Annotated in this window: 25 protein-coding genes; 8 read left to right on the forward strand and 17 right to left on the reverse strand. The window is 73.2% G+C overall.

What is annotated here, in order from left to right; genetic code table 11:
• Window positions 1–80 precede the first annotated feature (80 nt).
• Together ACZ43H_RS15265 and ACZ43H_RS15270 are read left to right on the forward strand one after the other, a co-directional pair.
• On the forward strand, window positions 81–1,208 hold the full coding sequence (locus ACZ43H_RS15265) for an ATP-dependent DNA ligase (RefSeq protein WP_464584196.1): 1,128 nt from the start codon (window positions 81–83) through the stop codon (window positions 1,206–1,208).
• Complete coding sequence (locus ACZ43H_RS15270; RefSeq protein WP_464584198.1) at window positions 1,201–1,758, forward strand: hypothetical protein; 558 nt, start codon at window positions 1,201–1,203, stop codon at window positions 1,756–1,758. Before ACZ43H_RS15265 ends, ACZ43H_RS15270 begins: the two co-directional genes overlap by 8 nt.
• Window positions 1,759–1,764: 6 nt before the next feature.
• Here ACZ43H_RS15270 and ACZ43H_RS15275 read toward each other — a convergent pair whose 3' ends face one another.
• Window positions 1,765–2,283, reverse strand: a complete 519-nt coding sequence (locus tag ACZ43H_RS15275) for a mycothiol transferase (protein WP_464584200.1) — start codon at window positions 2,281–2,283, stop codon at window positions 1,765–1,767.
• Entirely contained in the window at window positions 2,280–3,365 is a 1,086-nt protein-coding gene (locus tag ACZ43H_RS15280) for a DNA polymerase domain-containing protein (RefSeq protein ID WP_464584202.1), read from the reverse strand. Before ACZ43H_RS15280 ends, ACZ43H_RS15275 begins: the two co-directional genes overlap by 4 nt.
• 34 nt (window positions 3,366–3,399) lie before the next feature.
• On the opposite strand from ACZ43H_RS15280, the gene ACZ43H_RS15285 reads away from it, so the two are divergent.
• Complete coding sequence (locus ACZ43H_RS15285; protein ID WP_464584204.1) at window positions 3,400–4,077, forward strand: hypothetical protein; 678 nt, start codon at window positions 3,400–3,402, stop codon at window positions 4,075–4,077.
• A gap of 49 nt (window positions 4,078–4,126) precedes the next feature.
• Here ACZ43H_RS15285 and ACZ43H_RS15290 read toward each other — a convergent pair whose 3' ends face one another.
• The 3 genes from ACZ43H_RS15290 to ACZ43H_RS15300 form a co-directional block, all read right to left on the reverse strand.
• A complete protein-coding gene (locus ACZ43H_RS15290) occupies window positions 4,127–4,600 on the reverse strand; it encodes a hypothetical protein (RefSeq protein ID WP_464584206.1) in 474 nt (157 codons plus the stop codon).
• A complete protein-coding gene (locus ACZ43H_RS15295) occupies window positions 4,600–5,841 on the reverse strand; it encodes a fatty acid desaturase family protein (RefSeq protein WP_464584208.1) in 1,242 nt (413 codons plus the stop codon). Before ACZ43H_RS15295 ends, ACZ43H_RS15290 begins: the two co-directional genes overlap by 1 nt.
• A 67-nt stretch (window positions 5,842–5,908) precedes the next feature.
• Window positions 5,909–7,015 carry a ferredoxin reductase gene (locus ACZ43H_RS15300; protein ID WP_464584210.1) on the reverse strand — a complete coding sequence of 369 codons (1,107 nt, stop codon included), beginning with the start codon at window positions 7,013–7,015 and terminating at the stop codon, window positions 5,909–5,911.
• A 133-nt stretch (window positions 7,016–7,148) separates the two neighbouring features.
• Here ACZ43H_RS15300 and msrB point away from each other — a divergent pair, with 133 nt between their 5' ends.
• The gene (gene msrB, locus ACZ43H_RS15305) at window positions 7,149–7,550 is read left to right on the forward strand and encodes a peptide-methionine (R)-S-oxide reductase MsrB (RefSeq protein ID WP_464584212.1); all 402 of its coding nucleotides are present in this window, start codon (window positions 7,149–7,151) and stop codon (window positions 7,548–7,550) included.
• A 17-nt stretch (window positions 7,551–7,567) separates the two neighbouring features.
• Here the strand turns inward: msrB and ACZ43H_RS15310 are convergent, their stop codons facing one another.
• The gene (locus ACZ43H_RS15310; RefSeq protein WP_464584214.1) at window positions 7,568–8,695 is read right to left on the reverse strand and encodes a helix-turn-helix transcriptional regulator; all 1,128 of its coding nucleotides are present in this window, start codon (window positions 8,693–8,695) and stop codon (window positions 7,568–7,570) included.
• 138 nt (window positions 8,696–8,833) lie between these two features.
• Between ACZ43H_RS15310 and ACZ43H_RS15315 the strand changes: the two genes are divergently transcribed.
• Window positions 8,834–10,585 carry an FAD-binding oxidoreductase gene (locus ACZ43H_RS15315; protein WP_464584216.1) on the forward strand — a complete coding sequence of 584 codons (1,752 nt, stop codon included), beginning with the start codon at window positions 8,834–8,836 and terminating at the stop codon, window positions 10,583–10,585.
• Between the two features lie 12 nt (window positions 10,586–10,597).
• Here the strand turns inward: ACZ43H_RS15315 and ACZ43H_RS15320 are convergent, their stop codons facing one another.
• From ACZ43H_RS15320 to ACZ43H_RS15370, 11 genes are all read right to left on the reverse strand, one after another.
• On the reverse strand, window positions 10,598–11,281 hold the full coding sequence (locus ACZ43H_RS15320; protein WP_464584218.1) for a hypothetical protein: 684 nt from the start codon (window positions 11,279–11,281) through the stop codon (window positions 10,598–10,600).
• Between the two features lie 47 nt (window positions 11,282–11,328).
• A complete protein-coding gene (gene hemQ / locus ACZ43H_RS15325) occupies window positions 11,329–12,042 on the reverse strand; it encodes a hydrogen peroxide-dependent heme synthase (RefSeq protein ID WP_464584220.1) in 714 nt (237 codons plus the stop codon).
• A 20-nt stretch (window positions 12,043–12,062) separates the two neighbouring features.
• Window positions 12,063–12,713, reverse strand: coding sequence for a response regulator (locus ACZ43H_RS15330; protein WP_464584222.1), 651 nt, complete (start codon window positions 12,711–12,713; stop codon window positions 12,063–12,065).
• The gene (locus ACZ43H_RS15335) at window positions 12,710–14,794 is read right to left on the reverse strand and encodes a sensor histidine kinase (protein WP_464584224.1); all 2,085 of its coding nucleotides are present in this window, start codon (window positions 14,792–14,794) and stop codon (window positions 12,710–12,712) included. The genes ACZ43H_RS15330 and ACZ43H_RS15335 overlap by 4 nt, the downstream gene beginning before the upstream one ends.
• A gap of 108 nt (window positions 14,795–14,902) precedes the next feature.
• Window positions 14,903–15,637 carry a hypothetical protein gene (locus tag ACZ43H_RS15340; protein ID WP_464584226.1) on the reverse strand — a complete coding sequence of 245 codons (735 nt, stop codon included), beginning with the start codon at window positions 15,635–15,637 and terminating at the stop codon, window positions 14,903–14,905.
• 350 nt (window positions 15,638–15,987) lie between these two features.
• On the reverse strand, window positions 15,988–17,388 hold the full coding sequence (hemG, locus tag ACZ43H_RS15345; protein WP_464584228.1) for a protoporphyrinogen oxidase: 1,401 nt from the start codon (window positions 17,386–17,388) through the stop codon (window positions 15,988–15,990).
• A gap of 69 nt (window positions 17,389–17,457) precedes the next feature.
• Window positions 17,458–18,783, reverse strand: a complete 1,326-nt coding sequence (locus tag ACZ43H_RS15350) for an MFS transporter (protein WP_464584230.1) — start codon at window positions 18,781–18,783, stop codon at window positions 17,458–17,460.
• A complete protein-coding gene (locus tag ACZ43H_RS15355) occupies window positions 18,783–19,295 on the reverse strand; it encodes a flavin reductase family protein (RefSeq protein ID WP_464584232.1) in 513 nt (170 codons plus the stop codon). Before ACZ43H_RS15355 ends, ACZ43H_RS15350 begins: the two co-directional genes overlap by 1 nt.
• On the reverse strand, window positions 19,292–19,819 hold the full coding sequence (locus tag ACZ43H_RS15360; protein WP_464584234.1) for an NAD(P)H-dependent oxidoreductase: 528 nt from the start codon (window positions 19,817–19,819) through the stop codon (window positions 19,292–19,294). Before ACZ43H_RS15360 ends, ACZ43H_RS15355 begins: the two co-directional genes overlap by 4 nt.
• Window positions 19,816–20,976 (reverse strand): LLM class flavin-dependent oxidoreductase, encoded by a 1,161-nt coding sequence (locus ACZ43H_RS15365; protein ID WP_464584236.1) that lies wholly within the window; start codon window positions 20,974–20,976, stop codon window positions 19,816–19,818. Before ACZ43H_RS15365 ends, ACZ43H_RS15360 begins: the two co-directional genes overlap by 4 nt.
• 13 nt (window positions 20,977–20,989) lie before the next feature.
• Window positions 20,990–22,240 carry an SfnB family sulfur acquisition oxidoreductase gene (locus tag ACZ43H_RS15370; protein WP_464584238.1) on the reverse strand — a complete coding sequence of 417 codons (1,251 nt, stop codon included), beginning with the start codon at window positions 22,238–22,240 and terminating at the stop codon, window positions 20,990–20,992.
• 194 nt (window positions 22,241–22,434) lie between these two features.
• Between ACZ43H_RS15370 and ACZ43H_RS15375 the strand changes: the two genes are divergently transcribed.
• From ACZ43H_RS15375 to ACZ43H_RS15385, 3 genes are read left to right on the forward strand one after another with little or no spacing between them, the layout of a single operon-like run.
• On the forward strand, window positions 22,435–23,373 hold the full coding sequence (locus tag ACZ43H_RS15375) for a LysR family transcriptional regulator (RefSeq protein WP_464584240.1): 939 nt from the start codon (window positions 22,435–22,437) through the stop codon (window positions 23,371–23,373).
• Window positions 23,370–24,284 (forward strand): DUF4349 domain-containing protein, encoded by a 915-nt coding sequence (locus ACZ43H_RS15380; RefSeq protein ID WP_464584242.1) that lies wholly within the window; start codon window positions 23,370–23,372, stop codon window positions 24,282–24,284. Before ACZ43H_RS15375 ends, ACZ43H_RS15380 begins: the two co-directional genes overlap by 4 nt.
• 47 nt (window positions 24,285–24,331) lie before the next feature.
• Entirely contained in the window at window positions 24,332–25,129 is a 798-nt protein-coding gene (locus ACZ43H_RS15385; RefSeq protein WP_464584244.1) for an NYN domain-containing protein, read from the forward strand.
• The last annotated feature ends 3 nt before the right edge of the window (window positions 25,130–25,132 follow it).

Raw genomic sequence — 25,132 nt, forward strand, 5'->3', positions numbered from 1 at the left:
TTTACTGCACTTTAGACCATGGCGGGACCTTCTCGCGCCACAACCGCCGGTCGGCGCGCGGCACCGTTACTGTCGGCGGCGTGGACCTTCCCGTCATGCCGCCCGTGCAGCCGATGCTCGCCAAGGCCGTCAAGGGCGTCCCGGACCCGGCGTTGGTGGGAGGACTGAGCTTCGAGCCCAAGTGGGACGGCTTCCGCTGCATCGTCTTCAAGGACGGCGACGAGGTGGAGCTGACCAGCCGCAACACCAAGCCGCTGACCCGCTACTTCCCCGAGGTGGTCGCGGCGGTGCGCGAGCAGCTGCCGGACCGCTGCGTGCTCGACGGCGAGCTCTTCGTCGCCCTGCCCACCGAGGACGGCGGGGAGCGGCTGGAGTTCGAGACCCTCCAGGAGCGCATCCACCCCGCGAAGTCGCGCGTCGACATGCTGGCCGAGAAGACGCCGGCCGGGTTCGTGGCCTTCGACCTCCTGGCGCTCGGCGACACGTCGTACGTCGACCGGCCGTTCGCCGAGCGGCGCGCCGCCCTGGAGCAGGCCCTGGCCGGGCTGGACGGGCCCTGCTACCTGACCCGGACCACCACCGACGGGGGCGAGGCCGAGGAGTGGTTCCACCACTTCGAGGGCGCCGGCCTCGACGGCGTGGTCGCCAAGCCGCTGGACGCGACCTACCAGCAGAACGCGCGGACCATGCTCAAGATCAAGCACGAGCGCACCGCCGACGTGGTCGTCGCCGGCTACCGCGAGCACAAGACCAGCACCCCCGAGCGGCCGCTGCTCGGCAGCCTGCTGCTCGGGCTGTACGCCGATGGCAAGCTGCAGCACGTCGGCGTCAGCGCCAGCTTCACCGAGAAGCGCCGCGCCGAGCTGATCGCGGAGCTGCAGCCGCTGGTCTGCCCGATCGAGGAGCACCCGTGGGGCGAGTGGCGCGAGTGGGCGATCGCCAACCCGGATCGCATCCCGGGCACCCAGAGCCGGTGGAGCGCGGGCAAGGACCTGTCGTTCACACCGCTGCGGCCCGAGCTGGTGCTCGAGGTGAAGTACGACCACATGGAGGGCCGGCGCTTCCGGCACACCGCCCAGTTCAAGCGCTGGCGCACCGACCGCGACCCGGAGTCGTGCGGCTACGAGCAGCTGGAGGAGCCGGTCAGCTACGACCTCGCTAGGATTTTGGGTGTCAACGAGCTGCCGGGAGGCGATCGCCATGAGTGAGACCAACACCGAGGCCTATCACGTGGTCCTGCTCGTGGAGCAGGCGCTGACCCCGGCCGACGCCGTGCAGGTCCGCTCCCTCCACGAGGGCCTGGACCAGCCGGTCGTCTACCACGTGCTGCTGCCCCTGGAGGACGCCGCCGCCCGCATCGAGTCCGCGATGGGCTCGCTCTCCGGCGGCGAGGTGATGACCTCCCCCACAATGGCGATGAACGACGTCGACCTCGAGGCCGTCCGCAAGGACTGCGAGGAGCGGTCGAGCACCGACCTCGCCGAGACCCTCGCCTCCCTGCGCGCCACCGGCGCCACCGTCGAGGGCCGGGTCTGCGGCGAGGCACCCATCGACGCCCTGGCCGCCGAGGTCTCCCGGGTCGACGCCGGCGAGGCGATCATCCTCACCCGCCCGCACGTGGTGGCCGAGTTCTTCCACGTCGACTGGACCTCCAAGGCCCGGCGCAAGATCGGCGTGCCCGTGCTGCACCTGCTCGAGCACGAGAACTTCGACGAGCAGGCCGAGGGCTACGGCTCCGAGGGCGTCACCGGCTTCTGACCGGGGTCACTCCCCCACTGGACCGCCCGCCAGCTCGACCGCGACGTCGAGGTGGCCGGCGTGCCGGGCGTACTCCTGCAGCACGTGGAAGCAGATCCACCGCAGGTCCGGCGACCCCTCCGCCCCGGCATCGGCGAACCGACCGGCCGGCGACGCCACCTCGTGCAGCTCGTGCGCGCCCAGCACCGCGCGCGTCCGGTCGGCCTGGCGGTCGAGCATGGCCACGACGTCCTCCAGCCCGACGCCGGGCGGCACCTGCCACGGGTTGCCGCCGTCGCCGCCGGAGTCGCCCCAGGGCGCGGCGACCTGCTCGCCGAGGAAGCCCCACGCGAACCAGCGCTGCTCCATGTGCGCGAGGTGGTGCAGCAGCTCCAGCGGGGTCCAGCCCGAGGGGAGCCGGCTGGCGGTGAGGTCGTCGGCGGGCAAGGACCGGCACTTGTCGATGCAGGTCGCGCGGTAGAAGTCGAGGTACGCCGCGTGGTGCGCCGCCTCGCCGCCCAGCCCGTGCCGGGGTTCGGCCCTCACGGCTCGACCCGGTTCCCGTCGGCGTCCCAGTGCGCCTCGACCTTCTTGCTCGGCTGCACCCGCGGCGGCTCGCCCGGCATCTTGGGGTAGTCCGGCGGGTAGTTCATCTCCCCGCCGTCCGAGCTCTCCCACAGCTCCAGCAAGGGGGTCAGGTCGTGGTGGACCTCGTCGATCGACGCCCACGGGTCGCCGCCGTCGGCCAGCCGTCCCGGCACCGTGAACAGGTTGTGCTCGCGCGGGTCGGTCGTGGTCGCGAGCTCATCCCACGACATCGGCGTGGAGACGGGCGCGCCCGCGATCGGGCGCAGGGAGTAGGCCGACGCGATGGTGCGGTCGCGGCAGTTCTGGTTGAAGTCGACGAACACCCGCTCGCCGCGCTCCTCCTTCCACCACCGGGTCGTCACGCCGGCGTCCCGCTTCTCCAGCTCGCGGCCGAAGCCGATCGCGGCGTGCCGGACGTCGGTGAAGTCCCAGCGCGGCTCGATCCGGACGAACACGTGCACGCCCCGGTTGCCCGAGGTCTTGGGGTAGCCGCGGATCCCGAGCTCCTCGAGCAGCTCACGGGCCACCCCCGCGACGCGCACGGCGTCGGCGAACGTCGTACCGGGCTGCGGGTCGAGGTCGATGCGCAGCTCGTCGGGCCGGTCCACGTCGGCCCGCCGCACCGGCCAGGGGTGGAAGGTCAGCGCACCCATGTGGGCGCACCAGACCGGGACGGCGATCTCGGTCGGGCAGATCTCGTCGGCGGTCCGGCCCGACGGGAAGGTCACCTCCACGCTCTCAAGGTAGTCGGGCGCGCCCTTGGGCACCCGCTTCTGGTAGAACGCGTCCGCGTTCCTGTCCTGGGGACCGGTGGCCAGCCGCATCCCCTCGCGCACCCCGGAGGTCCAGCGCTCCAGGGCGGTCGGCCGGTCGCGGAGCGCGCGCATCAGGCCGTCGCCGACGCTCGCGAAGTACTCCGCCACCATCAGCTTGGTGACCTCGGGCGTGCGGGCGGTGGCTTCGTAGATCACCCGGTCCGGGCTCGAGACGCGCACGACGCGTCCCCCGGCCTCGACCTCGGCGGCGGGCGTTTTCGGCATGCGCCCCAACCTAGTCGTACGACAGACTGCGCCGGTGGATCCACGACTGAGGGCCGCGGTCGACGCGAGCCTGTGCTGGTACGACGACGTCTTCGCCCTGCATCGCATCGCGACCCGGGTGGACGACGGGCTCTGGACCGCCCTGGGCACCCCGCCGCCCTGGCACTCCGCCGCGAAGTCCGTAGAGCCCGGCATCAGCGCGGAGCGCGTGCTCCGGGCCGTGGAGGCCCTCGAGCACTGCGCGGTGGCCGACTCCTTCGGCGACCTCGACCTGGAGCGGCACGGCTTCGACCTGCTCGTCGGGGCGACCTGGCTGCACCACCCGGCTCTCGAGCCCCGACCGGACGGGCTCCCGGAGGGCTGGTCGGTGGTCACGACGGCGGAGTCCCTCGCGCAGTGGAGCGCCGCCCACGACTACACCGGCGTGCTGCTGCCGGAGGTGCTCGACCGGTCCCGGTTCCAGGTCCTCGCCCGTCACGACGGGGACGCCCTGGTCGGCGGCGCGGTGCTGCACCGGTGCTCCGGCGTGGTCGGGCTCTCCAACGCCTGGGCCGCCGAGGGCAGCAAGGTGCGGTACGACGACGTGGTGGCGGCCGCGGCCGCGCTGCACCCCGGGCGCGCCCTCACCGACTACGCGGCCGGCAGCGAGCTCGACGCGATGGTGGCGGCCGGCTTCACGGCGCTCGGACCTCAGCGCGTCTGGATCCGTTGACCCGCTGAGCCGCGGGGTCGGGTGCCCGGGAACGCGTCATGGCGCGCTCTCAGGCACACGACTCGCTGAGGATGGAGTTCGGCTGGAACGTCGAGCGGCGGTCGAGGTCCTCGGTGGCGGGTCGCACGAACTCGAACCCCGCCGTGGTCACCACCACCCACGACCGCACCGGCTCGGTCTGGCCGAGCACGGGCAGGGTGATGCCGGTGTAGGCCGCCAGCAGCGCCTCCGCGCACTCGAGGTGGGCCGGTGGGAAGTGGAAGGCGTTGCGACCGTGCTCCGCCTCGCTCCCGAGGAAGGCGATCGGGCGGCCGAGGCCGGCGCCGCAGACCCCGCACACCCGCGAGAGCGCGCACTGGGTGACCCGGCGCCCGTCGAGCTGCCGGGCCGACGGAGGTGCGCCGTCGCGCGCCGCGCCGCCGCGTGGACCTCGAGGGGCGCCGGTGCCGCAGGCGAACGGCACCGGCAGCCCCAGCTCGGGGTCGCGGGGCAGCTCGGAGAAGGCTCGGGGTGCGGGATCCATCAGTCGTCCCTCCGCTCCTGCGGGCTGCGGGTCCAGGAACCCAGCTCGGCACGCCGCGGCGGCCGCTCGTCGTCCGAGCGGCGCTTGCGGTCGCGGGACGGCTCGTTCGCGGTGTCGGGTCGCTCCGGCGGGGCCGGGTCGTTGCTGGTCGTCCAGCCGTTGGGCACCGAGAGCTTGATGATCGTGCGCAGCGCCTGGCCGTACTGCCGGTGCAGCGGTCCGGTGGTGTAGGGGATGTCGTACTTCTCGCAGAGCGCGCGCACCTTGACGGCGATCTCGGCGTACCGGTTGCTGGGCAGGTCCGGGAACAGGTGGTGCTCGATCTGGAAGCCGAGGTTGCCGGAGAGGATGTGGAGCATCGGTCCGCCGTCGAAGTTCGCGGCGCCGAGGACTTGGCGCAGGTACCACTCCGCGCGGGTCTCGTCCTCGATCTCCTCCTCGGTGAAGTGCATCGCGCCGTCGGGGAAGTGCCCGCAGAAGATGATCACGTAGGACCAGAGGTTGCGGGTGAGGTTGGCCGTCATGTTGGCGGTCAGCGTGGTCTTCCACTGCCTGCCGGACAGCGCCGGGTAGACGACGTAGTCCTTGAGGATCTGGTTGCGACCCTTGCGGAAGATCTGGCGCAGCTGGCGCTTCATCTCCTTCGGGTCCTTCTCGCCCTTGCGGATCCGCTCGATGTCGAGGTCGTGGAGGGCGACGCCCCACTGGAACAGCGTGGCCAGCATCGCGTTGTAGACGGGCTGGCCGAGGTTGGCCGGGTGCCACTTCTGCTCGCGCGCCATCCGCAGGATGCCGTAGCCGATGTCGTTGTCGTAGCCGAGGACGTTGGTGAACTGGTGGTGGATGTAGTTGTGGGAGTGCTTCCACTGCTCGGCCGGCTGGGCGGTGTCCCACTCCCAGTTGGAGGAGTGGATCTCCGGGTCGTTCATCCAGTCCCACTGGCCGTGCATGACGTTGTGGCCGATCTCCATGTTCTCGAGGATCTTGGCCAGGCCGAGCAGCGCCGCGCCCGCGACCCAGGCGGGCTTGCGGGTCCGCTTCGACTGCGTGCCGACGGCCAGCGTGACCCGGCCGGCCGCGGCGAGGCCGCGCTGCACCTTGATCAGCCGGTTGATGTACGCCGCGTCCGACGCGCCGCGCGACTCCTCGACCTCGGCGCGGATCGCGTCGAGCTCGCGGCCGATCTGCTCCACCTCCTCGTCGGTGAGGTGGGTGTACTCCTGGACGTCCGAGATGGCCATGTCTCTCCTTCGGTGGTTGAGGTGCGAGCGAAGCGAGCCTCGAAACCCCTTCGTTGGTCGTGCGGGATCAGATGTCGAGCGTGCAGTCGCCGACTGCGGCGGTCACGCAGGTCTGCACGGGCTCGTTGGGCTGGCCGAACTCGTCCCCGTTGCGCAGGTCGCGCACCTTCCCGGAGACGAGGGTCAGCGTGCAGGTGTGGCAGATGCCCATCCGGCAGCCGTAGGGCATGCCGACACCCGCCTGCTCGCCGGCTTCGAGGACGGTGGTCGCGCCGTCCGCCTCGACGGTCTTGTTGGAGTTGCGGAAGGTGATGGTCCCGCCCTCGCCGCCGTCCCCGCCGAGCTCGAGCGAGAACCGCTCGAGGTGCAGGTGGTCCTCGAGGCCCTCCTGCTCGAAGTGCGCACTGATGGCGTCGAGCATCGGACCGGGCCCACAGGCCCACGTCTCGCGCTCGCGCCAGTCCGGGCAGATCCCGTCGAGCCCCTTCGTCGGGTGGGCGAGGTCGAGCATCCCGTCGAGGTCGGTGTGCAGCCGGTGCACGGTCAGCGAGTCGTGCTGCTCCTCGAGCGCGGCCAGCTCGTCGCGGAAGATCATCCGGTCGGGCGTCGGCGAGGAGTAGTGCATGACGACGTCCGGCATCGACCTGCCGTCCTGCTGGGCGCGCCGGCCGAGCGTGCGCAGCATCGCCATCACCGGGGTGACGCCGCTGCCGCCGACCAGGAAGAGCAGCTTCGCAGGCGGCGGGTCCGGGAGCACGAAGTCGCCCTCGGGCAGCGCCAGCCGCACGATGGTCCCGGGCTCGAGCCCGTTGACCAGGTGCGCCGAGAGCAGTCCCTCCGGCATGGCACGGACCGTGATCGAGATGGTCCGGCCCTTCCGCTGCGGCGGGGAGCTGACGGAGTAGGACCGCCACTGGAACTTGCCGTCGACCTGCACGCCGATGCCGACGTACTGCCCCGGACGGTGGTCGTAGCGCCAGCCCCAGCCGGGCCGGATCACCAGGGTCGCGGCGTCGTCGGTCTCGGGAACGACCCGCTCGACGCGACCGCGCAGCTCCCGGGCGCTCCACAGCGGGTTGAGCAGGCGCAGGTAGTCGTCGGGGTGCAGCGGCGTGGTGAGCTTCGAGCCGGCCTCGCGGACGCGGTCCCACGAGATGGTGCTGCCTGACGCCATGCAATCCCCCTACGGACGAATCTGCGAAGACTTCAGTGAACAGATGTTCTCTGACCACGTCAACCGTCCGCAGGGGTGAAACGTCACGGTTGTGTAAGACACGTCTCTTGTCCGCGCGCCTACGGTGGGAGGCATGGGTTACCAGGTGGAGAAGACCGACGAGCAGTGGCGCGAGGAGCTCTCGCCCGAGGAGTACGCCGTGCTGCGCCGGGCCGGCACCGAGCCGGCGTTCCGCGGCGAGTACACCGACACCGAGACGGCCGGCGTCTACCGCTGCAAGGCGTGCCAGGCGAAGCTCTTCGAGTCCGACACGAAGTTCCACTCCGGCTGCGGCTGGCCGTCGTTCTACCAGCCGATCAGCGACACCATCGAGTACCTCGAGGACAACTCCCACGGGATGAAGCGGGTCGAGGTCCGGTGCGCGAACTGCGGCTCCCACCTCGGGCACGTCTTCCCCGACGGCTACGGCACCCCCACCGGTGACCGGTACTGCATCAACTCGATCAGCCTGACCCTGGAGCCCGCGGACTCCTGACCCCGCTCCCGGGCGGGTCAGCCCGCGAACCACCCGGACGGGCTGAGCTCGCCACCCATCCGGGGCACGTACTGGTCGAAGTAGATCCGCGAGATCAGCTCGCGCCGGGACCGGACGTCGGCCTTGTCGAAGACCGACTTCAGGTGGTCCTGGACCGTGTACGCCGAGAGGTGCAGCGTGGCCGCGATCTCCTTGGTGTCGACGCCCTGCAGGACCAGCTGGGTCACGTCGCGCTCGCGGGGGGTCAGGTCGAACGCCGCGACCACCAGGGCCACGATCTCCGGAGGCCGGGCCTCCTCGATGGTCACGACGACCTCGCCCACCCGGCCGTCGCCGCCCGAGAGCGGGGACGCGTGCATCACCAGCCACGTGCCGTCGGCCGCGCGCATCCGGGCGCGGGGCGGCGCGGTCGACTCACCACTGGCGTAGCGACGGGCGGCCCCGACCAGCGCCGAGACCGGGCTCATCGGGTCCGCGGCGGCGTCGCCGCCGACCAGCTGCGCCAGGCGCTCCTCGGCGCCGAGGCTCATCTGGAGGATCTGCCCGTCGGCACCGGCGATCACCACGACCGGGCCGCTCGGCGCGACGGCCGGAGCGCCCGCGAGCCGGGCGAGCATGCCGGACCGCACCCCGCTCGCGAAGTACGTCGAGAGCGACGCGAGGAAGTCGACGTTCTCGGGCGTGAAGGCCTGGTCGTCGGTCCCGCGGAAGAGCGCCATCGCCCCCCAGGCCCTCCCGCCGTCGCGGAAGACCAGCCGGGCCTCGTCGCCGAACCCGAAGTGGGGGCGCATGAAGGTCGACATCCGGCCTGATCGCTCGACGTCCCCGTGGTGGACGAGCGCGACGCTCGCGGCGGGCAGGTCCGCGGAGGCGAGCTCGGTGAACGTGGTCGGCTCGACCGTGCCGTACTCCACGAGCCCGAACTCGTAGTCGTGGCTGTTGACCGCCCGCAGGTGGCCGTACTTCCGGGCGCTGGTCAGCATCCGGGTGCTCGGGTCGTGCGTGCCCAGGCAGGCCGCGACCCAGGGGACCGCGCGCCCGACCGACTCGGTCGCCTCCGCGAGGAACGTCTCGAGGTCCAGGCCCGCCCGGGACAGCACCTCGACGTCCCCACGCACGCGCTCGGCAGCCAGTCCCGTCGTCACGCTCCCAGTGTCCGGGAGCGCACAGATCCGTGACATCCCACATTTCTGGGTGGTGCAGACCACCCAGACCTGCCGGGCGGAAAGTCCCCCCGTGCACGGGATGGTCGCCCCGCTCACGGAGGCACGAGGCTCGTCCCCATGACCACGATCCCGTCCGCCGCCCGGCCGTTCCCGGCCCAGGCGCCCGTCGACGAGCGCGGCCGCCTGCTCCACGAAGGGGACGCCGCCGCACAGCTCGCGCTCTGCCTGGCCAACCTCGAGGCGCTGCTGGCCGCCGCCGGCCGGGCCCCGGCCGACCTGGTCGAGGTCGAGGTGCGCACGACGGACGCCCGGCTCCTCGCCGAGGTCCGCGACGTGCTGACCGATCGGCTCGACGCCACCGGCAGCGACCCGCGCATCACCGTGACCGAGGTCGACGACCTCGGCGTTCCCGGCCTCTTCGTCGTCCTCGGGGGCACGACGAGCTCCATCCACCCCGTCCCAGAAGGAAGCAGCATGTCCCTCGAGACCACCCTCGACAGCTCCACCGGCTCCCCCGCCGAGTCCCTCCGCGGCCTCTGCGGCGGCCGCGTCCACCTCCCCGGCGACCCCGCGTACGACGTCGCCCGGGTGCCGTGGAACGTCGCCGTCGACCAGCGGCCCGCGGCGGTCGCGGTGCCCCACACCTCCGAGGACGTGGCCGAGGTCGTCCGCGCCGCCGCCGCTGCCGGGCTGCGGGTGGCGCCGCAGAGCAGCGGCCACAACGCGGCACCGCTGGCGGAGCACGGCCTCGACGACGTCGTGCTCGTGCGGCTGACCGAGATGACCGGCGTCGGCATCGATCCCGTCGCCCGCTCCGCGCGGGTGGTCGGCGGGACCCTGTGGCGTGACGTCGTGGCCGCGGCCGCGCCGTACGGCCTGGCCGCCCTGCACGGCAGCTCCCCCGACGTCGCGGTCGCCGGCTACGTGCTCGGCGGCGGCCTGTCGTGGTACGCGCGCCGGCACGGACTCGCCGCCGACAGCGTGACCGCCATCGAGGTGGTCACCTCCGACGGGACGCTGGTGCGCGCCGACGCCGAGCACCACGCCGACCTGTTCTGGGCGCTGCGCGGCGGCGGGGGCAACCTCGGGGTGGTCACCGCGATCGAGCTGCGGCTGCTGCCGATCGCCGACGCGTACGCCGGCATGCTGCTGTGGGACCGCGAGCGTGCACCCGAGGTGCTGCGCACCTGGGCCGCGTGGACGCGCGACCTGCCCGAGTCGGTCACCACGTCGGTGCGGGTGATGAGCTTCCCGCCGCTGCCCGAGCTGCCGCCGTTCCTGAGCGGTCGGCAGCTGGTGGTCGTCGACGGCGCCGTCCTCGAGAGCGACGAGCGCGCCGCCGAGCTGCTCGCACCGCTGCGGGCGCTGGACCCGGAGATGGACACCTTCGGCCGGATGCCTGCCGCCGGGCTGCCGGAGATCCACATGGACCCGCCGGGCCCGACGCCCGGGGTCTCGGGCCACGCGATGCTCACCGGGCTGGACGAGGGGGCGATCAGCGCCCTGCTGGGCCAGGTCGGCCCCGGCACCACCACCTCGCTGCTGTTCGCGGAGCTGCGCCACCTCGGCGGGGCCCTCGCCCGGCCGGCCGTCGGTGGCGGCGCCCTCGACCACCTGCCCGACCCCTACGCGCTGTTCTGCGTGGCCGTCGCGCCGGTCCCGGAAGCGGCCGCCGCCGGCCTCGCGGCCGCCGACCGGCTGGTCGCCGCGATGCGTCCCTGGTCCTCGGGCCGACGGGTGCTGAACTTCGCCGAGCGGGCGGTCGACGCGGGCAGCGGCTACGCCGGCGACGCGTGGCAGCGGCTCCGGCAGGTGCGGGCCGCGGTCGACCCGACCGGGGTGTTCCTGGCCAACCACCCGGTCCGCTGACCCGTCACGGGCTCAGCGCGCCGGGACCAGCATCGAGCGGACCTGCACGACGCCGGCGCCGTACGCCGAGTCCGCGGCAGCCTGCAGCGACCCGTCGTCGTGGACCACCTCGACGACGACGGCCATCGGGGTGGCGAAGACGCTGAGCGTGCCCGGGACCGGGTGCGCCGCCAGCTTCTCCTGGACCGCCTGCTGCTGGCCGGGCTCGAAGGAGCCGGCGTCGCCGGTGGGGCCCAGCTCGTCGGTCGTCGGCGGCGGCTGGTCGGCCGCAGGGACCGCGCGGGTCACGGTGAACGTGGACCCGTCGAAGGTCCCCGTGACGACGTACCCGCTCCACCGGACGTCGCCGGAGGTCTCGAAGCTGCCCGGGTGGCGCGACCAGTCCCAGCCCTCCAGCGGGATCCCGCTGCACTGGGGCGGGAAGGACTCCGCCACCGGTCCCAGGCACAGCTCGGGACGCCCGGTGTCCAGCACCGTGGCAACGCTGCGGGTGGTCACCGGCCCGTCGGCGGCGGGGATGCCGGCGGTAGCCGGTGAGCCGCTCGCCGGGCCGCTCGCCGCATCGCTCGCGGGACCGCTCGTGGCGAAGGCGCCGGGGTCGGTGGCCGCCCCGCCGTCGCCGCCGGTGTCGCCGCCGGTGTCGGTGCCGCAGGCGGCCGCCAGCAGCAGCGCGAGCAGGACGAGTACGTGCCTCATGCCGGGTGGGACGCGCGGGACCGGCCGGCGGTTCCGCGGTGTGCGGCTCAGGGCAGCCGCTCGACCAGCTCGGCGATCCCGGCGCGGGAGCCCGTGTAGAACGGGACCTCCTCGCGCACGTGGCGCCGGGCGTCGGAGGCGCGGAGGTGCCGCATCAGGTCGACGATCCGGTAGAGCTCGTCGGCCTCGAACGCGAGGATCCACTCGTAGTCGCCGAGCGCGAAGCTGGCCACCGTGTTGGCGCGGACGTCGGGGTAGCCGCGGGCCATCTGGCCGTGCTCGGCCAGCATCCGGCGGCGCTCGGCGTCCTCGAGGAGGTACCACTCGTAGGACCGCACGAACGGGTAGACGCACACGTGCGCCTTCGGCTCCTCGTCGTCGAGGAACGCCGGCACGTGGCTCTTGTTGAACTCCGCGGGCCGGTGCAGCGCCATCTGCGACCAGACCGGCTCGAGGCGGCGGCCGAACGCCGTGCGCCGGAAGCGGTGGTAGGCGGCCTGGAGCTCCTCGGAGGTGGCCGCGTGCCACCAGACCATCACGTCGGCGTCCGCACGCAGGCCGCTGACGTCGTAGACGCCGCGCACGACCACGTCGGACTCGGCGAGGTCGGCGAACAGCTTCTCGACCTCGGCCCCCTCGGCGGCCCGGTCGGCATCGTCACCCAGCACGTCGGCCAGTCGGAAGACCGACCACATCGTGTAGCGGATCGAGTCGTTGATCTCGCGGACCCGGGAGGCCTTGGACACCGGCTTGTCGTTCATGGCCCCATTGTCCCCCGCGCTCAAGACCGGCCGAACCCGGCCTCCCGCGCCTTGATGATCGCCGCCGCGCGGTCGGGCGCGTGCAGCTTGGTGTAGATCGAGGAGACGATGTTGCGCACGGTCTTCCCGGACACGAAGATCTCCCGCGCGATGGCGTCGTTGGAGCGACCGGCCGCGAGCAGGTCCAGGACCGTGCGCTCGCGGTCGGTGAGCTCGGGGAAGGCCACCGGCTCCTGCTTCGGGCCGGCCGCGAAGAGGGCCGCCACCCGTCCGGCGAGGCTGGCCCCGAAGACCATGCCCCCCGCGTGCGCTGCGCGGACGGCGTTGAGCACCTCCTCGGCGCCCGAGCCCTTGAGCAGGTAGCCCGAGGCACCGGCCCGGATCGCGGCGAGCACGGTGTCGTCGTCCTCGTTCATGGTGAGCATCACGACCCGGACGCCGGGCTGCCGCGCGGTGATCCGCCGGGTCGCCTCGATCCCGTCGAGCTGCGGCATCTGGATGTCCATGACGACGACGTCCGGGCCGGTCTCGTCGACCACGTGCAGGGCGTCGCGTCCGTCGGCCGCCGTACCCACGACCTCGACGCCGTCCAGGGCCCCGAGCAGGGCCACCAGGCCGTCGCGGACGATCTGGTGGTCGTCGGCCACCACGACGCGGATGGTGTCGCTCATGTCGCCTCCCCGGCCGGCACCGGCGCCGGCTGTGTCGTCGTACCCCTCGTCGGCAGCCAGGCGCGCACCAGCGTGCCGCCGCTCTCCGGACAGGTCACCTCGCTGCGGCCGCCGAGCTCGGCGGCCCGCTCCCGCAGGGAGAGCAGGCCGACGCCCGCCTGGGCGTCGGCGGGGATGCCGACCCCGTCGTCGACGACCTCCACGACCAGGTCGCGGCCGTCGCGGCCCAGCCGGACCCGGCAGCTGCGGGCCGTCGCGTGCCGGGCGACGTTGGTGAGGGCCTCGGCCGCGATCCGGTACGCCGCCACCTCGACGGCCGCGGGCAGCGCGCCGAGGTCGGCGGCCTCCACGCGCGCGTCCAGCCCGTCGACGGAGAGCCGCTCGGCCTGCTGGCGCAGGGCGCCGACGAGGCCGAGGTCGTCCAGCGCCGGCGGCCGCAGGTCGTGCACCAAACGGCGTACGTCGGCGACGACCTCCTGGACGTGCTCGCTGGTGGCCGAGAGGTGACCCTTGGCGGCCTCCGGGTCGCGGTCGACCAGCAGCCGGGCCGACTCGAGCCGGAACACCACGCCGCTCAGCGCCGGGCCGAGGCCGTCGTGCAGGTCGCGCCGGATCCGCCGGCGCTCCTCCTCCCGGGCGACCACGAGGCGCTCGCGGCTCTCCTGCAGCTCGTCGGCCATCCGGCTCGACCGGGCCGCGGTGGCCGCCTGGCGGACCAGGTCGCCCAGCAGCTGCTCGTCCCGGCGGCTCAGCCGGCTGCGCAGGCCGCGCGCGGGCAGCACCAGCCGGCCCACCTCCGCGTCGCGGTAGCTGATCGGCAGCGTGCGGGTCTCGGCCGGCCGGTCGCCGTACGTCGCCACGAGGCGCTCGCCACCGCTCCGGTCGACCTCCACGCTCACGAACCGGACCCCGAACGCCGAGCCGACCGCGCGGGCGACCTCCGCGAGCTGCTCGGGGCCCTCGTCCGCGCTCTCGAGGCTCGAGGCGAGGCCGGACACCAGGTCGTAGGGGTTGTCCCGGTCACCCAGGAGCAGCCGGCGTACCCACCCGGAGAGGCGCGTGCGCAACGGGGCGTAGAGCACCGCGGTGACCAGCAGCACGGTCGCGACGAGGTGACCCTGGTCGAGGGAGTCGCCCAGGAGCGCGGTCAGGCCCGCGACCGCCGCGAGGTCGAGGGCGAGCAGCGAGACCGCGAGGGCGCCGTACACGAGGGTGCGCCCGAGCAGGTCCTCGATCGAGACCAGCTGCGGGTCGACGATCGCGACCGTCATGGCCGCCGCCGGGAGCAGGGCGATCAGGAACACGGTGACGTCGCGGAAGGCGCCGAGGTCGGTGAGCAGGCTGAGCGCGACCAGGACCGCGATCGCGAGGACCGACCACAGGAGCCAGCGCATCCGGTCGCGCTCCAGCCCGGTGGACCGGCGGTGTCGGACCGCCACGGAGGCCATCGCGACCACCAGGCCGAGGATCGTCAGGGCGATCCCGACCGGGATGGCACGGTCGGCCACGGCCGACGGGATGGGCAGGGTGCCGGCGTCCACGTCCACCCCGGGCGGTACGGCGATGCCGGCGGTCCGCGAGTCGCTCGGGGCCACGAGGACCACGACCACGCCGAGGAACATCACCGCGAGGGCGGTGCGGCCGACGAGGCCCCACCGGCCCTCGAGGAACCGGCCGGTCGGGAAGATCAGCAGCAGGACCGCCACCGTCATCGGCAGGAACGCGCCGAACCGGTTCAGGAACCACAGCGCGAGGTTCTCCCCCGGCATCGCGTCGTCGGGACGGATGCCCCACCGGACGTAGGACTGGGCGAGCGCGTCGAGGACCCAGAAGACGCCGAGCCAGGCCAGCACCCAGCCCCAGCGCTGGCGCGCGTCCCGCACCAGGATCACGGTGGCGAGCCCGGCCAGCAGCAGCCCGAGGAGGCCGTAGCTCCAGCCGTAGCCGGGCGCGAGCTCCAGCCCCGGGCCGGAGGCCGGCGTCGCGACGTCGAGCGCGACCGTCACCGCGAGCACGGCCGAGGTCAGGGCGGGCAGCACCAGCAACGTCCAGTGCCGCTGCAGCCCTCCCGCGATGTCCACCGGGACATTGTGAGGCCGGTCCGGCCCCGAGGGGGCCGGACCGGCCGGAGTTGCCCGAGTCAGGTCGACCATGCCGACGACTGCCGCTGCGCAGACGGTGGGCGGCGGTCAGCGGGTCACGGAGCGGTGCCGACGGTCGCCGACGGTGAACCCGATCGCGGTGACCAGCAGCCAGAGGGCGCCGGTGACCCCGGACATGTACTCCAGCGGCGAGACGCCCAGCAGGACGGTGAGGCCGCCGAGGACGAGCCCGACGCGACCGATCCACTGGGGAACCGCACCCTGACGGCCGGCCGAGAAGAGCGCGAGACCGGCGAGGCCGGCCAGCACCCACAGCCACGGGATCGTGCCGATCCAGTGGTTGTACATCGCGCCGCTGGCGTCGTCGATGATCCCGTCGCCCTGGGCCAGCGGCATCATGAACTCGGTGTCGAGACCGGCTCCGAGCACGGAGACGACGGCGGTGCCCGCCAGGCCGGCGAAGGCGATGGTCGGGGCGAGGCTGTCCGGCATCGCGGTGCGCAGCCGGCGGAACAGACCGGCGGCGAAGACGATCATCAGCAGCGCGCCGGCCATCGCGATCGAGTGGAACGCGAACATCACCGGCGCCTTGTCGGCCAGCTCGGCCGCGACGCCCCGGGTGGTGCCGGCGAACTCGTCGCGGTAGACCACGTCGACCATGCTCGTGGTGACGATCGTGGCCAGGCCGGCGATCCCGGCGCCGATGCCGGCGACGGCCCAGCCGCGGGAGGCGCGGCTGGCGGGCCGGACCTGCACCGGGCGGCGTCCGGAGTCGAGCACGTCGGAGCGGACCGGGTTGCTGGTGGAGACGTGGGTGCTCATGGTGGTACTTCCTTCAGGTCGGGACAGACGGTCGCTGTCGATGACCTGACGGTGCCGGGCCGGTTGTCCCGCCCGCCAGGGACAAACCGGCAGACCTCGCCGCCGGGACAAGGTCGAGTCGGCGGAGGCTCGCCGGAAAACAGGCTCGAGTCGGCGCAAGCTCGCCGCAGAACAGGCTCGAGTCGGCGCAAGCTCGCCGCAGAACAGGCTCGAGTCGGCGCAAACTCGCCGGAAAACAGGCTCGAGTCGGCGCAAGCTCGCCGTCGCTGCGCCGACTCGACGTACTTCCGCGACGAGCTTGCGCCGACTCGACGTACTTCCGCGACGAGCTTGCGCCGACTCGACGTGTTTCAGCGACGAGCTTGCGCCGACTCGACCTGCTGGGCGGCGCGGTGGGCCGAGGCGATGACGGCCGGGATGCCGACCCCGTCATACGCCGACCCGCAGACGGCGAGGCCGGGCACCCGTGCGACATCGGCACGGATCCGGGCGACCCGGTCGAGGTGGCCGAGGGCGTACTGCGGCAGCCCGCCGCCCCAGCGCTGCACGTGGGTGTCGACCGGATGGGCGACGAGTCCGGTGGCGTCGGCGAGGTCGGCCAGCGAGCTGGCGACCAGCTCCTCGTCGGTGGCCTGCAGCGCCACCTCCTCGCGGTGCCGGCCCAGCGAGGTCCGCAGGTGGACGACGTCCGCCCCGTCGAGGGCACCGAGCCCCGCGCGACGCACCCAGCCCCACTTGGCGAAGGAGAACGTCGAGGCCTTGATGCGTCGCCCCTCGGTGGGTGGCACCAGGAACCCCGAGCTGTCCCCCGTGATCGCCGCCGCGACGTCGGCGGCGCGGAAGGCGAAGGTCACCACGGCCACTGACGCGGACTCGACCCCGGCCAGCTCGGCGGCCGCGGCCGGCGCCACGTCGCGCAGCAGGCGGGACGTCGGGGCGGCCGGTGTCGCGAGGACCACCGCGTCGGCCTCGACGAGCTCCTCGGCGTTCGTGGGGCCCACGACGAGCACGAAGCCGCCGTCCGGCGCCTGCCTCACGGAGCGCACGGTGACGCCGGTCCGGACCGTGAACGGACCCGACGCGAGCGCCTCGGGCAGGCGGCCCATCCCACCGGGGACGCCGGCGAACACCGGCTTGTCGTAGCTCGGGGGGATCGCCGAGGCCTGCTCGAGCAGCGACCCGCGCTCGGCGTACGCCACCAGCTGGGGTACGGCGGCGCGGGCCGAGATCTCCCGCGAGCGACCGGCGTAGACGCCACCCAGGAGCGGCTCGACCAGCACGTCGGTCACCTCGTCGCCGAACCTGCGGGCGACCAGGTCCCCCACGGACACGTCGCCGTCGACGCGCTCCGCGGGCAGCCCGGGCTCCTGCCGCGCCCGCTCGAGGCCCTCGTCGGAGAGCACCCCGGAGGCCGCGAGCTGGTCGAGGTCGAGCGGCACGCCCATCAGTGATCGCGGCAGCGGCCGGAGCGCGTCACGGGTCCAGATCCGCGAGGAGACGACGGCCGGGTGCTCGATCTCGAGGCCGGCCGCGACCGCCAGGTCGACGCCCTCCGGGCGGCGGTTGAGCATCGCCTCGGCACCGACGTCGACGACGACGCCGGCGACCTCGTGGCGGCGCAGCTTGCCGCCGACGACCGGCGTCGACTCGAGCAGCAGCACGTCGTGGCCCGCCCGTCCGAGGTCACGGGCGGCGACCAGTCCGGCGATGCCGCCTCCGACCACGACCACCCGGCGACGTCCCAGACTCACCGGACCAGCGTAGGACCCGGCCCCAGCCGAGGGTGCGCACGGCTGGGACCGGGGGTTCAGGGGGCGGCGTCAGGCCGCGATCACCTCACGCGCGTGCCGGGGCGCCGTCCGGCCGCCGACCGGCCGGTCGAGGTCGCGCCCGTGCGTCTCCGGGAGGTGGCGCGCGCAGGTGAGGCTCAGCGCAGCGACCGCCACGTTGTAGCCCGCGACCCACCACAGGGTGCCGTCGCCCAGCGTGACCAGCCAGGCGGCGATCAGCGGCGTCAGCCCCGAGGCCACGACGCCCGAGATCTGGTAGAGCGAGCTGAGCGCGGTGTACCGGTACCGGGTGTCGAACAGCTCGGACCAGAAGGCCGCCAGCGGCCCGTAGACCGTGCCGTACACGACGCCCAGGCCGGCCACGAGGGCGGTGAAGATCGCCAGGCGCCCGCCGCTCTGCACCAGCGCGGCCACCGGGAAGGCGATCACCAGCGCCGTCCACGCGCCGGCCCGGAAGACCGGCTTGCGACCCACCCGGTCGGAGAACGCACCGGCCAGCGGCACGAGCACCACGCCGAGGGTCGCGCCGACGAGGATCCCGTTGAGGGCCCACGACTTGGGCAGCCCGAGGTCCGTGACGACGTAGGCGAGCAGGAAGACCGAGAAGAAGTTGAACGTGAAGCCCTCGACGAAGCGGGTGCCCATGCCGAGCAGCAGCGCCCGCGGCTGCTGGCGCAGCAGCTCACGCAGCGGCACCGACGCGACCTGCTTCTGCTCCTGCACCCGGGCGAACGAGGGCGTCTCCATGACCGACAGCCGGATGTAGGCGCCGATCGCGAGCAGCACCACGCTGATCAGGAAGCAGGCACGCCAGCCCCAGGCGAGGAACGCCTCGTCCGGCAGCAGGCTGGCCACCGAGAACGCGCCCGAGGCCAGCAGCAGGCCCCCGGGCACGCCGATGTGGGCGAAGCTGCCGAAGAAGCCACGCCGCTCCGCGGGGGCGAACTCGACTGCGAGCAGCACCGCGCCGCCGTACTCACCACCGACGCCGATGCCCTGCAGCACCCGCAGCACGACGAGCAGCACGGGTGCCCACACGCCGATCTGGTCGTACGTCGGCAGCAGCCCGATCGCCGCGGTGCCGACCCCCATGATCACGAGCGTCAGCAGCAGCATCTTCTTGCGCCCGACCCGGTCCCCGAAGTGGCCGAAGACCAGCCCGCCGACCGGGCGGGCGAGGAACCCGACCGCGAAGGTCGCGAACGCCGCGAACTGCGCGGCCGGCCCGTCGAGGCCGTTGAAGTAGAGCTTGTCGAAGACCAGCCCCGCGGCCGTGCCGTAGAGGAAGAAGTCGTACCACTCGATGGTCGCCCCCACCGCGGAGGCGAGGGCGACCTTGCGAGGACTCGGGGACATCAGGCGACCTCGTCGCTGATGCGGGTGAAGGCGCTGCGGTGGAACACCAGCGGGAGCGAGGTGTCGGCGTGCTCGACCGCGTGCAGCTGGAGGATCACGATCGTGTGGTCGCCGGCCTCGACCTCGCGGTAGACCGAGCAGTCGAAGCGGGCGAGCCCCTCGTCGAGGGTCACGGCACCGTCCCCGGTCGTGGTCACCTCGACGTCGTCGAAGCGGTGCTCGACCGGACCGGCCAGCCGCCGGCAGACGTCGCCGTGGTGGTCGGCCAGGATCGTGAGCCCGAGGTGGTCGGCCCGGCGCAGCGTGGGCCAGGTCTTCGACGTGTTGGCCACGGAGAACGACACCAGGGCCGGCTCGAGGCTGACGGACGTGAAGGAGCTCGCGGCCAGGCCGGTCAGCTGCCCGTCCACCTCGGCGGCCACGGCGACGACGCCGCTGGGGAACACGCCGAAGGCCTCACGGAGACGCTTCGGGTCGAGGTCCTGGTTGGTCGTGAGTGCGGTGACGGTCATGCGGGGACTCCTGTCTGTGCGGAGAGCAGGGACGAGACGGCCGGTCGCACGGCGGCCAGCCAGTCGGCGTACGCCGCGGGGTCGTCGTGGGCGCTGTCGAGGACGTAGAGGCCACGCACCGTGGTGCCGCCGATCTCGGCCAGCAGGGGCCGGAGCGTGAGCTCCGGGGCCAGCGCGTGGGCCGGACCGGCGCCGAGCATGAGGGGGACGGCGACGCCGCGAAGCCCCGTGGTCGAGAACCGGTCGAGGAAGAGCTTGAGCAGACCGCTGTAGGTCGCCTTGTAGGTGGGCGACGCGACGACCACGAGGTCGGCAGCGCCCACCTCCCCCACCAGCGCGGAGACAGCCGGGTCCTGCCAGTCCAGGAGCCCCGGGCCGAGGTCGGCCAGGTCGACGACCAGGTCGGGCTCGGCGCCGGCCAGCTCACGGGCCACGTGCAGGGCAGCGGTGAGGGTGCGCGAGCGCGGCTTGGGGTTGCCGACCACCACCGCCACGCGAGGCGCGGTCGCCCCGGCGCCGCTCACGAGGCGGCCCGGCCGGAGTCGGCGGCGAAGGGCACCTGGGCGCTGACCGCGGTCGGGTGCGGGTGCTCCCACAGGCCGCGCTCCGCGAGCACCGGGAGGACGCCCTCGCCGAACCAGTAGGCCCCCTCGAGGTGCGGGTACGCCGAGAGCACGAACTCGTCGATGCCGACCGAGTGGTACTCCTCGATCCGGTCGGCGACCTCCCGGTGGCTGCCCACCAGGGCGGTGCCGGCACCGCCGCGGACCAACCCCACACCGGCCCAGACGTTCGGGTAGATCTCGAGGTTGCTCTTGCTGCCGCCGTTGAGCTCGAGCATCCGGCGCTGTCCCTCGGACTCGGAGCGGCGCAGGCCGGCCTGGACCTCGGCGATGGTCTCCTCGTCGATGCCCGCGATCAGGCGGTCGGCCTCGGCCCACGCCTCCTCGGCGGTGTCGCGGGTGATGGTGTGCATCCGGATGCCGAACTTCATCTCGCGGCCCTGCGCCTCGGCGAGCCGGCGGATCCACTTCACCTTCTCGGCCACCGCCTCCGGCGGCTCGCCCCAGGTCAGGTAGACGTCGGCGTGCTTGGCCGCCACCTCGCCGGCGATCGGCGAGGACCCGCCGAAGTAGATCTCGGGGACCGGGTCGGGGATCTGGCCGAGCGTGGCGTTCTCCACCTGCAGGTGCCGGCCCTGGAAGTCGACGGTCTCGCCGCGCCACAGGGCGCGCACGATGGTGAGGAACTCGTCACAGCGCTGGTAGCGCTCCTCCTTGTCGAGGAAGTCGCCGAACATCCGCTGCTCGTGGCTCTCGCCGCCGGTGACGACGTTGAGCAGCAGCCGGCCGCCGGTGAGGTTCTGGAAGGTGCCGGCCATCTGCGCGGCCAGGAACGGCGAGACCAGCCCGGGACGGAAGGCCACGAGGAACTTCAGCCGCTCCGAGACCTGGCTCAGCATCGCCGTGGAGAGCCACGCGTCCTCGCACCAGGCGCCGGCCGGGGTCAGCGCGGCGTCGAAGCCCATGTCCTCCGCGCCGCGTGCGACCTGGCCGAGGTAGGCGACCGAGGCCGGGCGACCCGACGGGATGGCGTCGACGCCGTGGCCGCCGCCGACCACCTGTCGGCCGTCACCGCCGTTGGTCGGCAGGAACCAGTGGAACTTCAGGGGGGAGGTCATGGATGTCCTTTCCTCAGAGCTGGCCGTGGTTGGGCGGCAGCGTTCCGTCGACCGCGTAGCGGCCCAGGTGCTGGACCTTCCAGGCGGCGGGGTCGTGCAGGGTGTGGGTGCGGGCGTTGCGCCAGTGCCGGTCGAGGTTGAGGCTGGCGAGCGCCGAGCGGGTGCCGGCGACCTCGAAGAGGCGACCGGAGACGTCGACCGACGCCTGGCTGCTGGAGGCGCGGGCGGCGGCGACCGCAAGGCTGGCCTCGGCCGCCGACTTCTCGTCCAGGTGGGCGTCGGCCCTGTCGACCGCGCGACCCGCGGCGCCGAGCAGCGCCTCGGCCGCACGGACCTGGAGCTCCATCGCGCCGAACGCGTGCACGACCAGCGGGTCGTCGGCGGCCCGCTCCACCTGCGCGTCCGGGTACGGCCGGCTCTTCGACGTCACGAAGCGGGCGGCCTCGTCGAGAGCGGCCCGGGCGATGCCGGCGTCGATGGCAGCGTGCAGGAGCTGGGCGAAGGCGCCGTAGGTCTGGGGGCCCTCGAACGTGAGGTGGTACGGCGTGATGCGCGCGGTCTGCACCGCGACGTTCTCCAGCCGCACGGTCCCGCTGGCCGTGGTCCGCTGCCCGAGACCGTCCCAGTCGTCGACGACGGTCACGCCGGGCGCCGAACGCTCGACCCAGGCCACGTGCAGCGGCCCCTGGGCCGGCTCGGTGCCCTCGTCGAGGTGGGCCAGCACGGGGATCCAGTCCGCGAACAACGCGCCGGTGCTGTAGCCCTTGACGCCGTTGAGCAGCCAGCCGTTGCCGGTCGGGGTCAGCGTCGTACGGATGTCGCGCACGTGGCGGGTGCCGACCTCGGACTGCGCGTTGCCGAAGCGTCGGCCGGCGAGCACCTGGCCGAAGAAGAACTCCTGCTGGGCCGGGGTGCCCTGGTGGCGCAACGCGTTGACGTAGACGAAGTGGCTGTGCGGGATCTGGGCGACGCTGGGGTCGCCGTGGGCGAGCAGCCGGAACACCTCGGCGACCACCTCGGCGGGCAGGTCGGCCCCGCCGTTGCGGGCGGGCACGGTGATGGCGAAGAGGCCCGAGGCGGTGATCGCCTCGAGCTCGGGGCCGGGCAGCCGGCGCTCGGCGTCGCGGCGCGAGGCCTCCTGGGCGAGCTGCGCGGCCGCCTCCTCGGCGACCCGCAGCGCCTCGGCGGAGGAGAGCACGGGCACGGTCGGGCTCACGGCGGTCGTCGGGGTGCCCGCGACACCGCTGTCGGTCCCGTTCCTCATTCTCGGCACTCCTCGTCTGATCGGCTCGATGACTCTTCGGCCCTTATGTCAATCATGTTGATGTACTTTGATGACCGGTGCAAGCCGAAACAGCCCGCCACGCGGGCGGAGTCGGCGATGGGGTGACAGGCGTTGCCTGTCACCCGGTGACAGCCCACGTCCCTCGCCACCGTTGACGAAAGCAGGAGGACCCGGTGAGGATCGAACAGCTCGAGTACGTCGCCGCCGTGACCCAGCACGGGTCGCTGCGCCGCGCGAGCGAGCACCTGCACATCTCGCAGCCGGCGCTGAGCGAGGCGGTGAGCAAGCTCGAGCGCGAGCTCGGCGTGACGCTCCTGGACCGGCACCGCTCCGGCGCACGGATCAGCCGGCGCGGGCGCGAGCTCCAGCAGAACATGGTGGAGGTGCTCGAGGCGGTCGAGCGACTGCGCACCGCCGCCGGCGACCAGGCCACCAGCACCCGGGCGATCCGGGTCGGCACCGTCAGCACCGCGACCTCGACGCTGCTCGTCCCGGCCGTGAGCGAGGTCCGCTCCGCCCACCCGTCGACGACGGTGGAGGTCATCAACACCCAGCAGTCCGACATCCACCAGGGCCTGCTCGACGGCAGCCTCGACCTCGGGCTGGTCAACGTCCTGGAGGGCGACGACCCGGAGCCGGAGCTCGTCGGCCAGGCCCTCGTGCACGGTCGCCCGGTCGTGGTGCTGCGCGCCGACCACCCGCTGACGGCCCAGGACGAGGTGCGCATCGACCAGCTGCGGGCGGAGCCGTTCGTGGCCATGCGGGCCGGCTACCTGATGCACCGCTTCGCGCACCGGCTCTTCGGCTCCCAGATGCCTCCGGTGAGCTACACGACCGACGGCGCCGAGCTGGGCAAGGTCATGGTGGCCGAGGGGCTGGGGCTGACCGTCCTGCCGGACTACAGCGTCGCGGGCGACCCGATGGAACGGGCCGGCCTGATCACCTACCGCCCGATCTCGGGCGACCGCACCGCGATCACGCTCGTGCTGCGCCAGCGGCGCGGGCAGCGGGCCCCGCTCCCGGTCCGCGACCTGCAGGCGGCACTCATCTCCCACGCCCGCGCCTACCGCAGGGGAACCCCTCCGGGGAAGGATCCGTCCCAGATGGCATGACCCGCACGCACCGCCGCCGTACCGTCGCCCTCGTCGCGGTCCTCGGCCTCACCGCCACCCTCACCCTCGGCGCCTGCTCGTCCGGGAGCTCCTCGGACGCGGGCGGCGCCAGCTCCGCGGACTCCATCTCGGGCTCGGTCGCCGGTGACGCGCCTGTCGAGTCGGCCGTGCGCGGCGCGGTGGCCACCGACACCGGCCACCGGGTGCAGCGCAAGGCCGTGATCTCGACCGGCCAGGTCCACCTCCGGGCCACCGACGTGGCCTCCGCCCGGCGCGACGTGCGTCGGATCGTGGACCGGTACGACGGCGAGGTGACCAGCGACGAGACCGACTCCGACGACGACGGCGAGGCGGTCGACGCCCGACTGGTGCTGCGGGTGCCCTCGGCCGACTTCGACGCGGCGATGGGCGCGCTGAGCGGGGTAGCGGAGCTCGCCCACGCCAGCTCCGACGAGAAGGACGTCACCACCAAGGTGATCGACACCCGGGTCCGGCTGCGCGCCCAGCGGCGCAGCGTCGCCCGGGTCGAGACGCTGCTGGACCGCGCCCAGAACCTGCGCGACATCGTGCTGATCGAGTCCGAGCTCTCCCAGCGGCAGGCCGCACTGGACTCCCTCGAGCAGCAGTCGGCCTACCTGGCCGACCAGACCTCGTCGGCGACGATCAGCGTCGACATCGAGCGCGAGCGCCACGCCGGCGCAACCGCGCACGAGGACCACACCGGCTTCCTCGCCGGCCTCTCCGCGGGCTGGCACGGCCTCACCGCGGTGGCCGTCGGGCTCGCCACCGCGCTCGGCGCGCTGCTGCCGTTCCTGGTCGTGCTGCTGGTGCTGGCCCTGCTCGCGTGGCCGGTGCTGCGAACCGTCCGCCGCCGGCGTACCCACCCGACCGACGCGGTCCCGGAGGGCTGAACCGCCGTTCCCTCCCCCTCGTCCGCGGAACCTGCGAGGCTGGCGGGGTGCCAGCCAGCAGCAGACGCCTCGCCGTCCTGATCGATGCCGACAACACCTCGGCCGCGCACGCCGGCGCGATGCTCGAGGAGCTCGCGCGGTACGGCGTCCCGACCGTCAAGCGCGCCTACGGCGACTGGACGACCCAGCAGCTGACCCCCTGGAAGGAGGAGCTGCACCGGCACGCGATCCAGCCCGTGCAGCAGTTCTCCTACACCTCGGGCAAGAACTCCACGGACTCCGCGCTGATCATCGACGCGATGGACCTGCTCTACTCCGGCAACCTCGACGGGTTCGCCATCGTGTCCAGCGACAGCGACTTCACCCGGCTCGCGACCCGGCTGCGCGAGTCCGGCAAGACCGTGATCGGGCTCGGCCGGCGTCGCACTCCCGCCTCGCTGGTGGCCGCCTGCGACCGCTTCATCTACCTCGAGGTCCTCGGCAGCAACGAGACCCCGCCCGCCGCACCCGCGACCGAGCCCGACGACGAGGCCGCGACCCCGCTGCCGGACCTGCGCCGGATCCTGGTGGCCGCGATCGACTCGGTCTCGCAGGACGACGGGTGGGCGGCGCTGTCCGGTGTCGGCAGCCACATCGGCGCGAACAACCCGTCGTTCGACTCCCGCAACTACGGCTACCCCAAGCTCGTCGAGCTGGTGCGCGCCCAGGACTACGTCGACGTGGAGCAGCTCCCCGACCAGCCCGTGCGGGTCCGGCTGCGCCCGTCGAGGGCGGCCACGAAGACCACGAGCCGCCGGCGCACCACCAAGAAGACGGCGGCCAAGAAGGCGGCCCCGACGGCCTGACCC

This window comes from Nocardioides sp. DN36 (assembly GCF_055380375.1).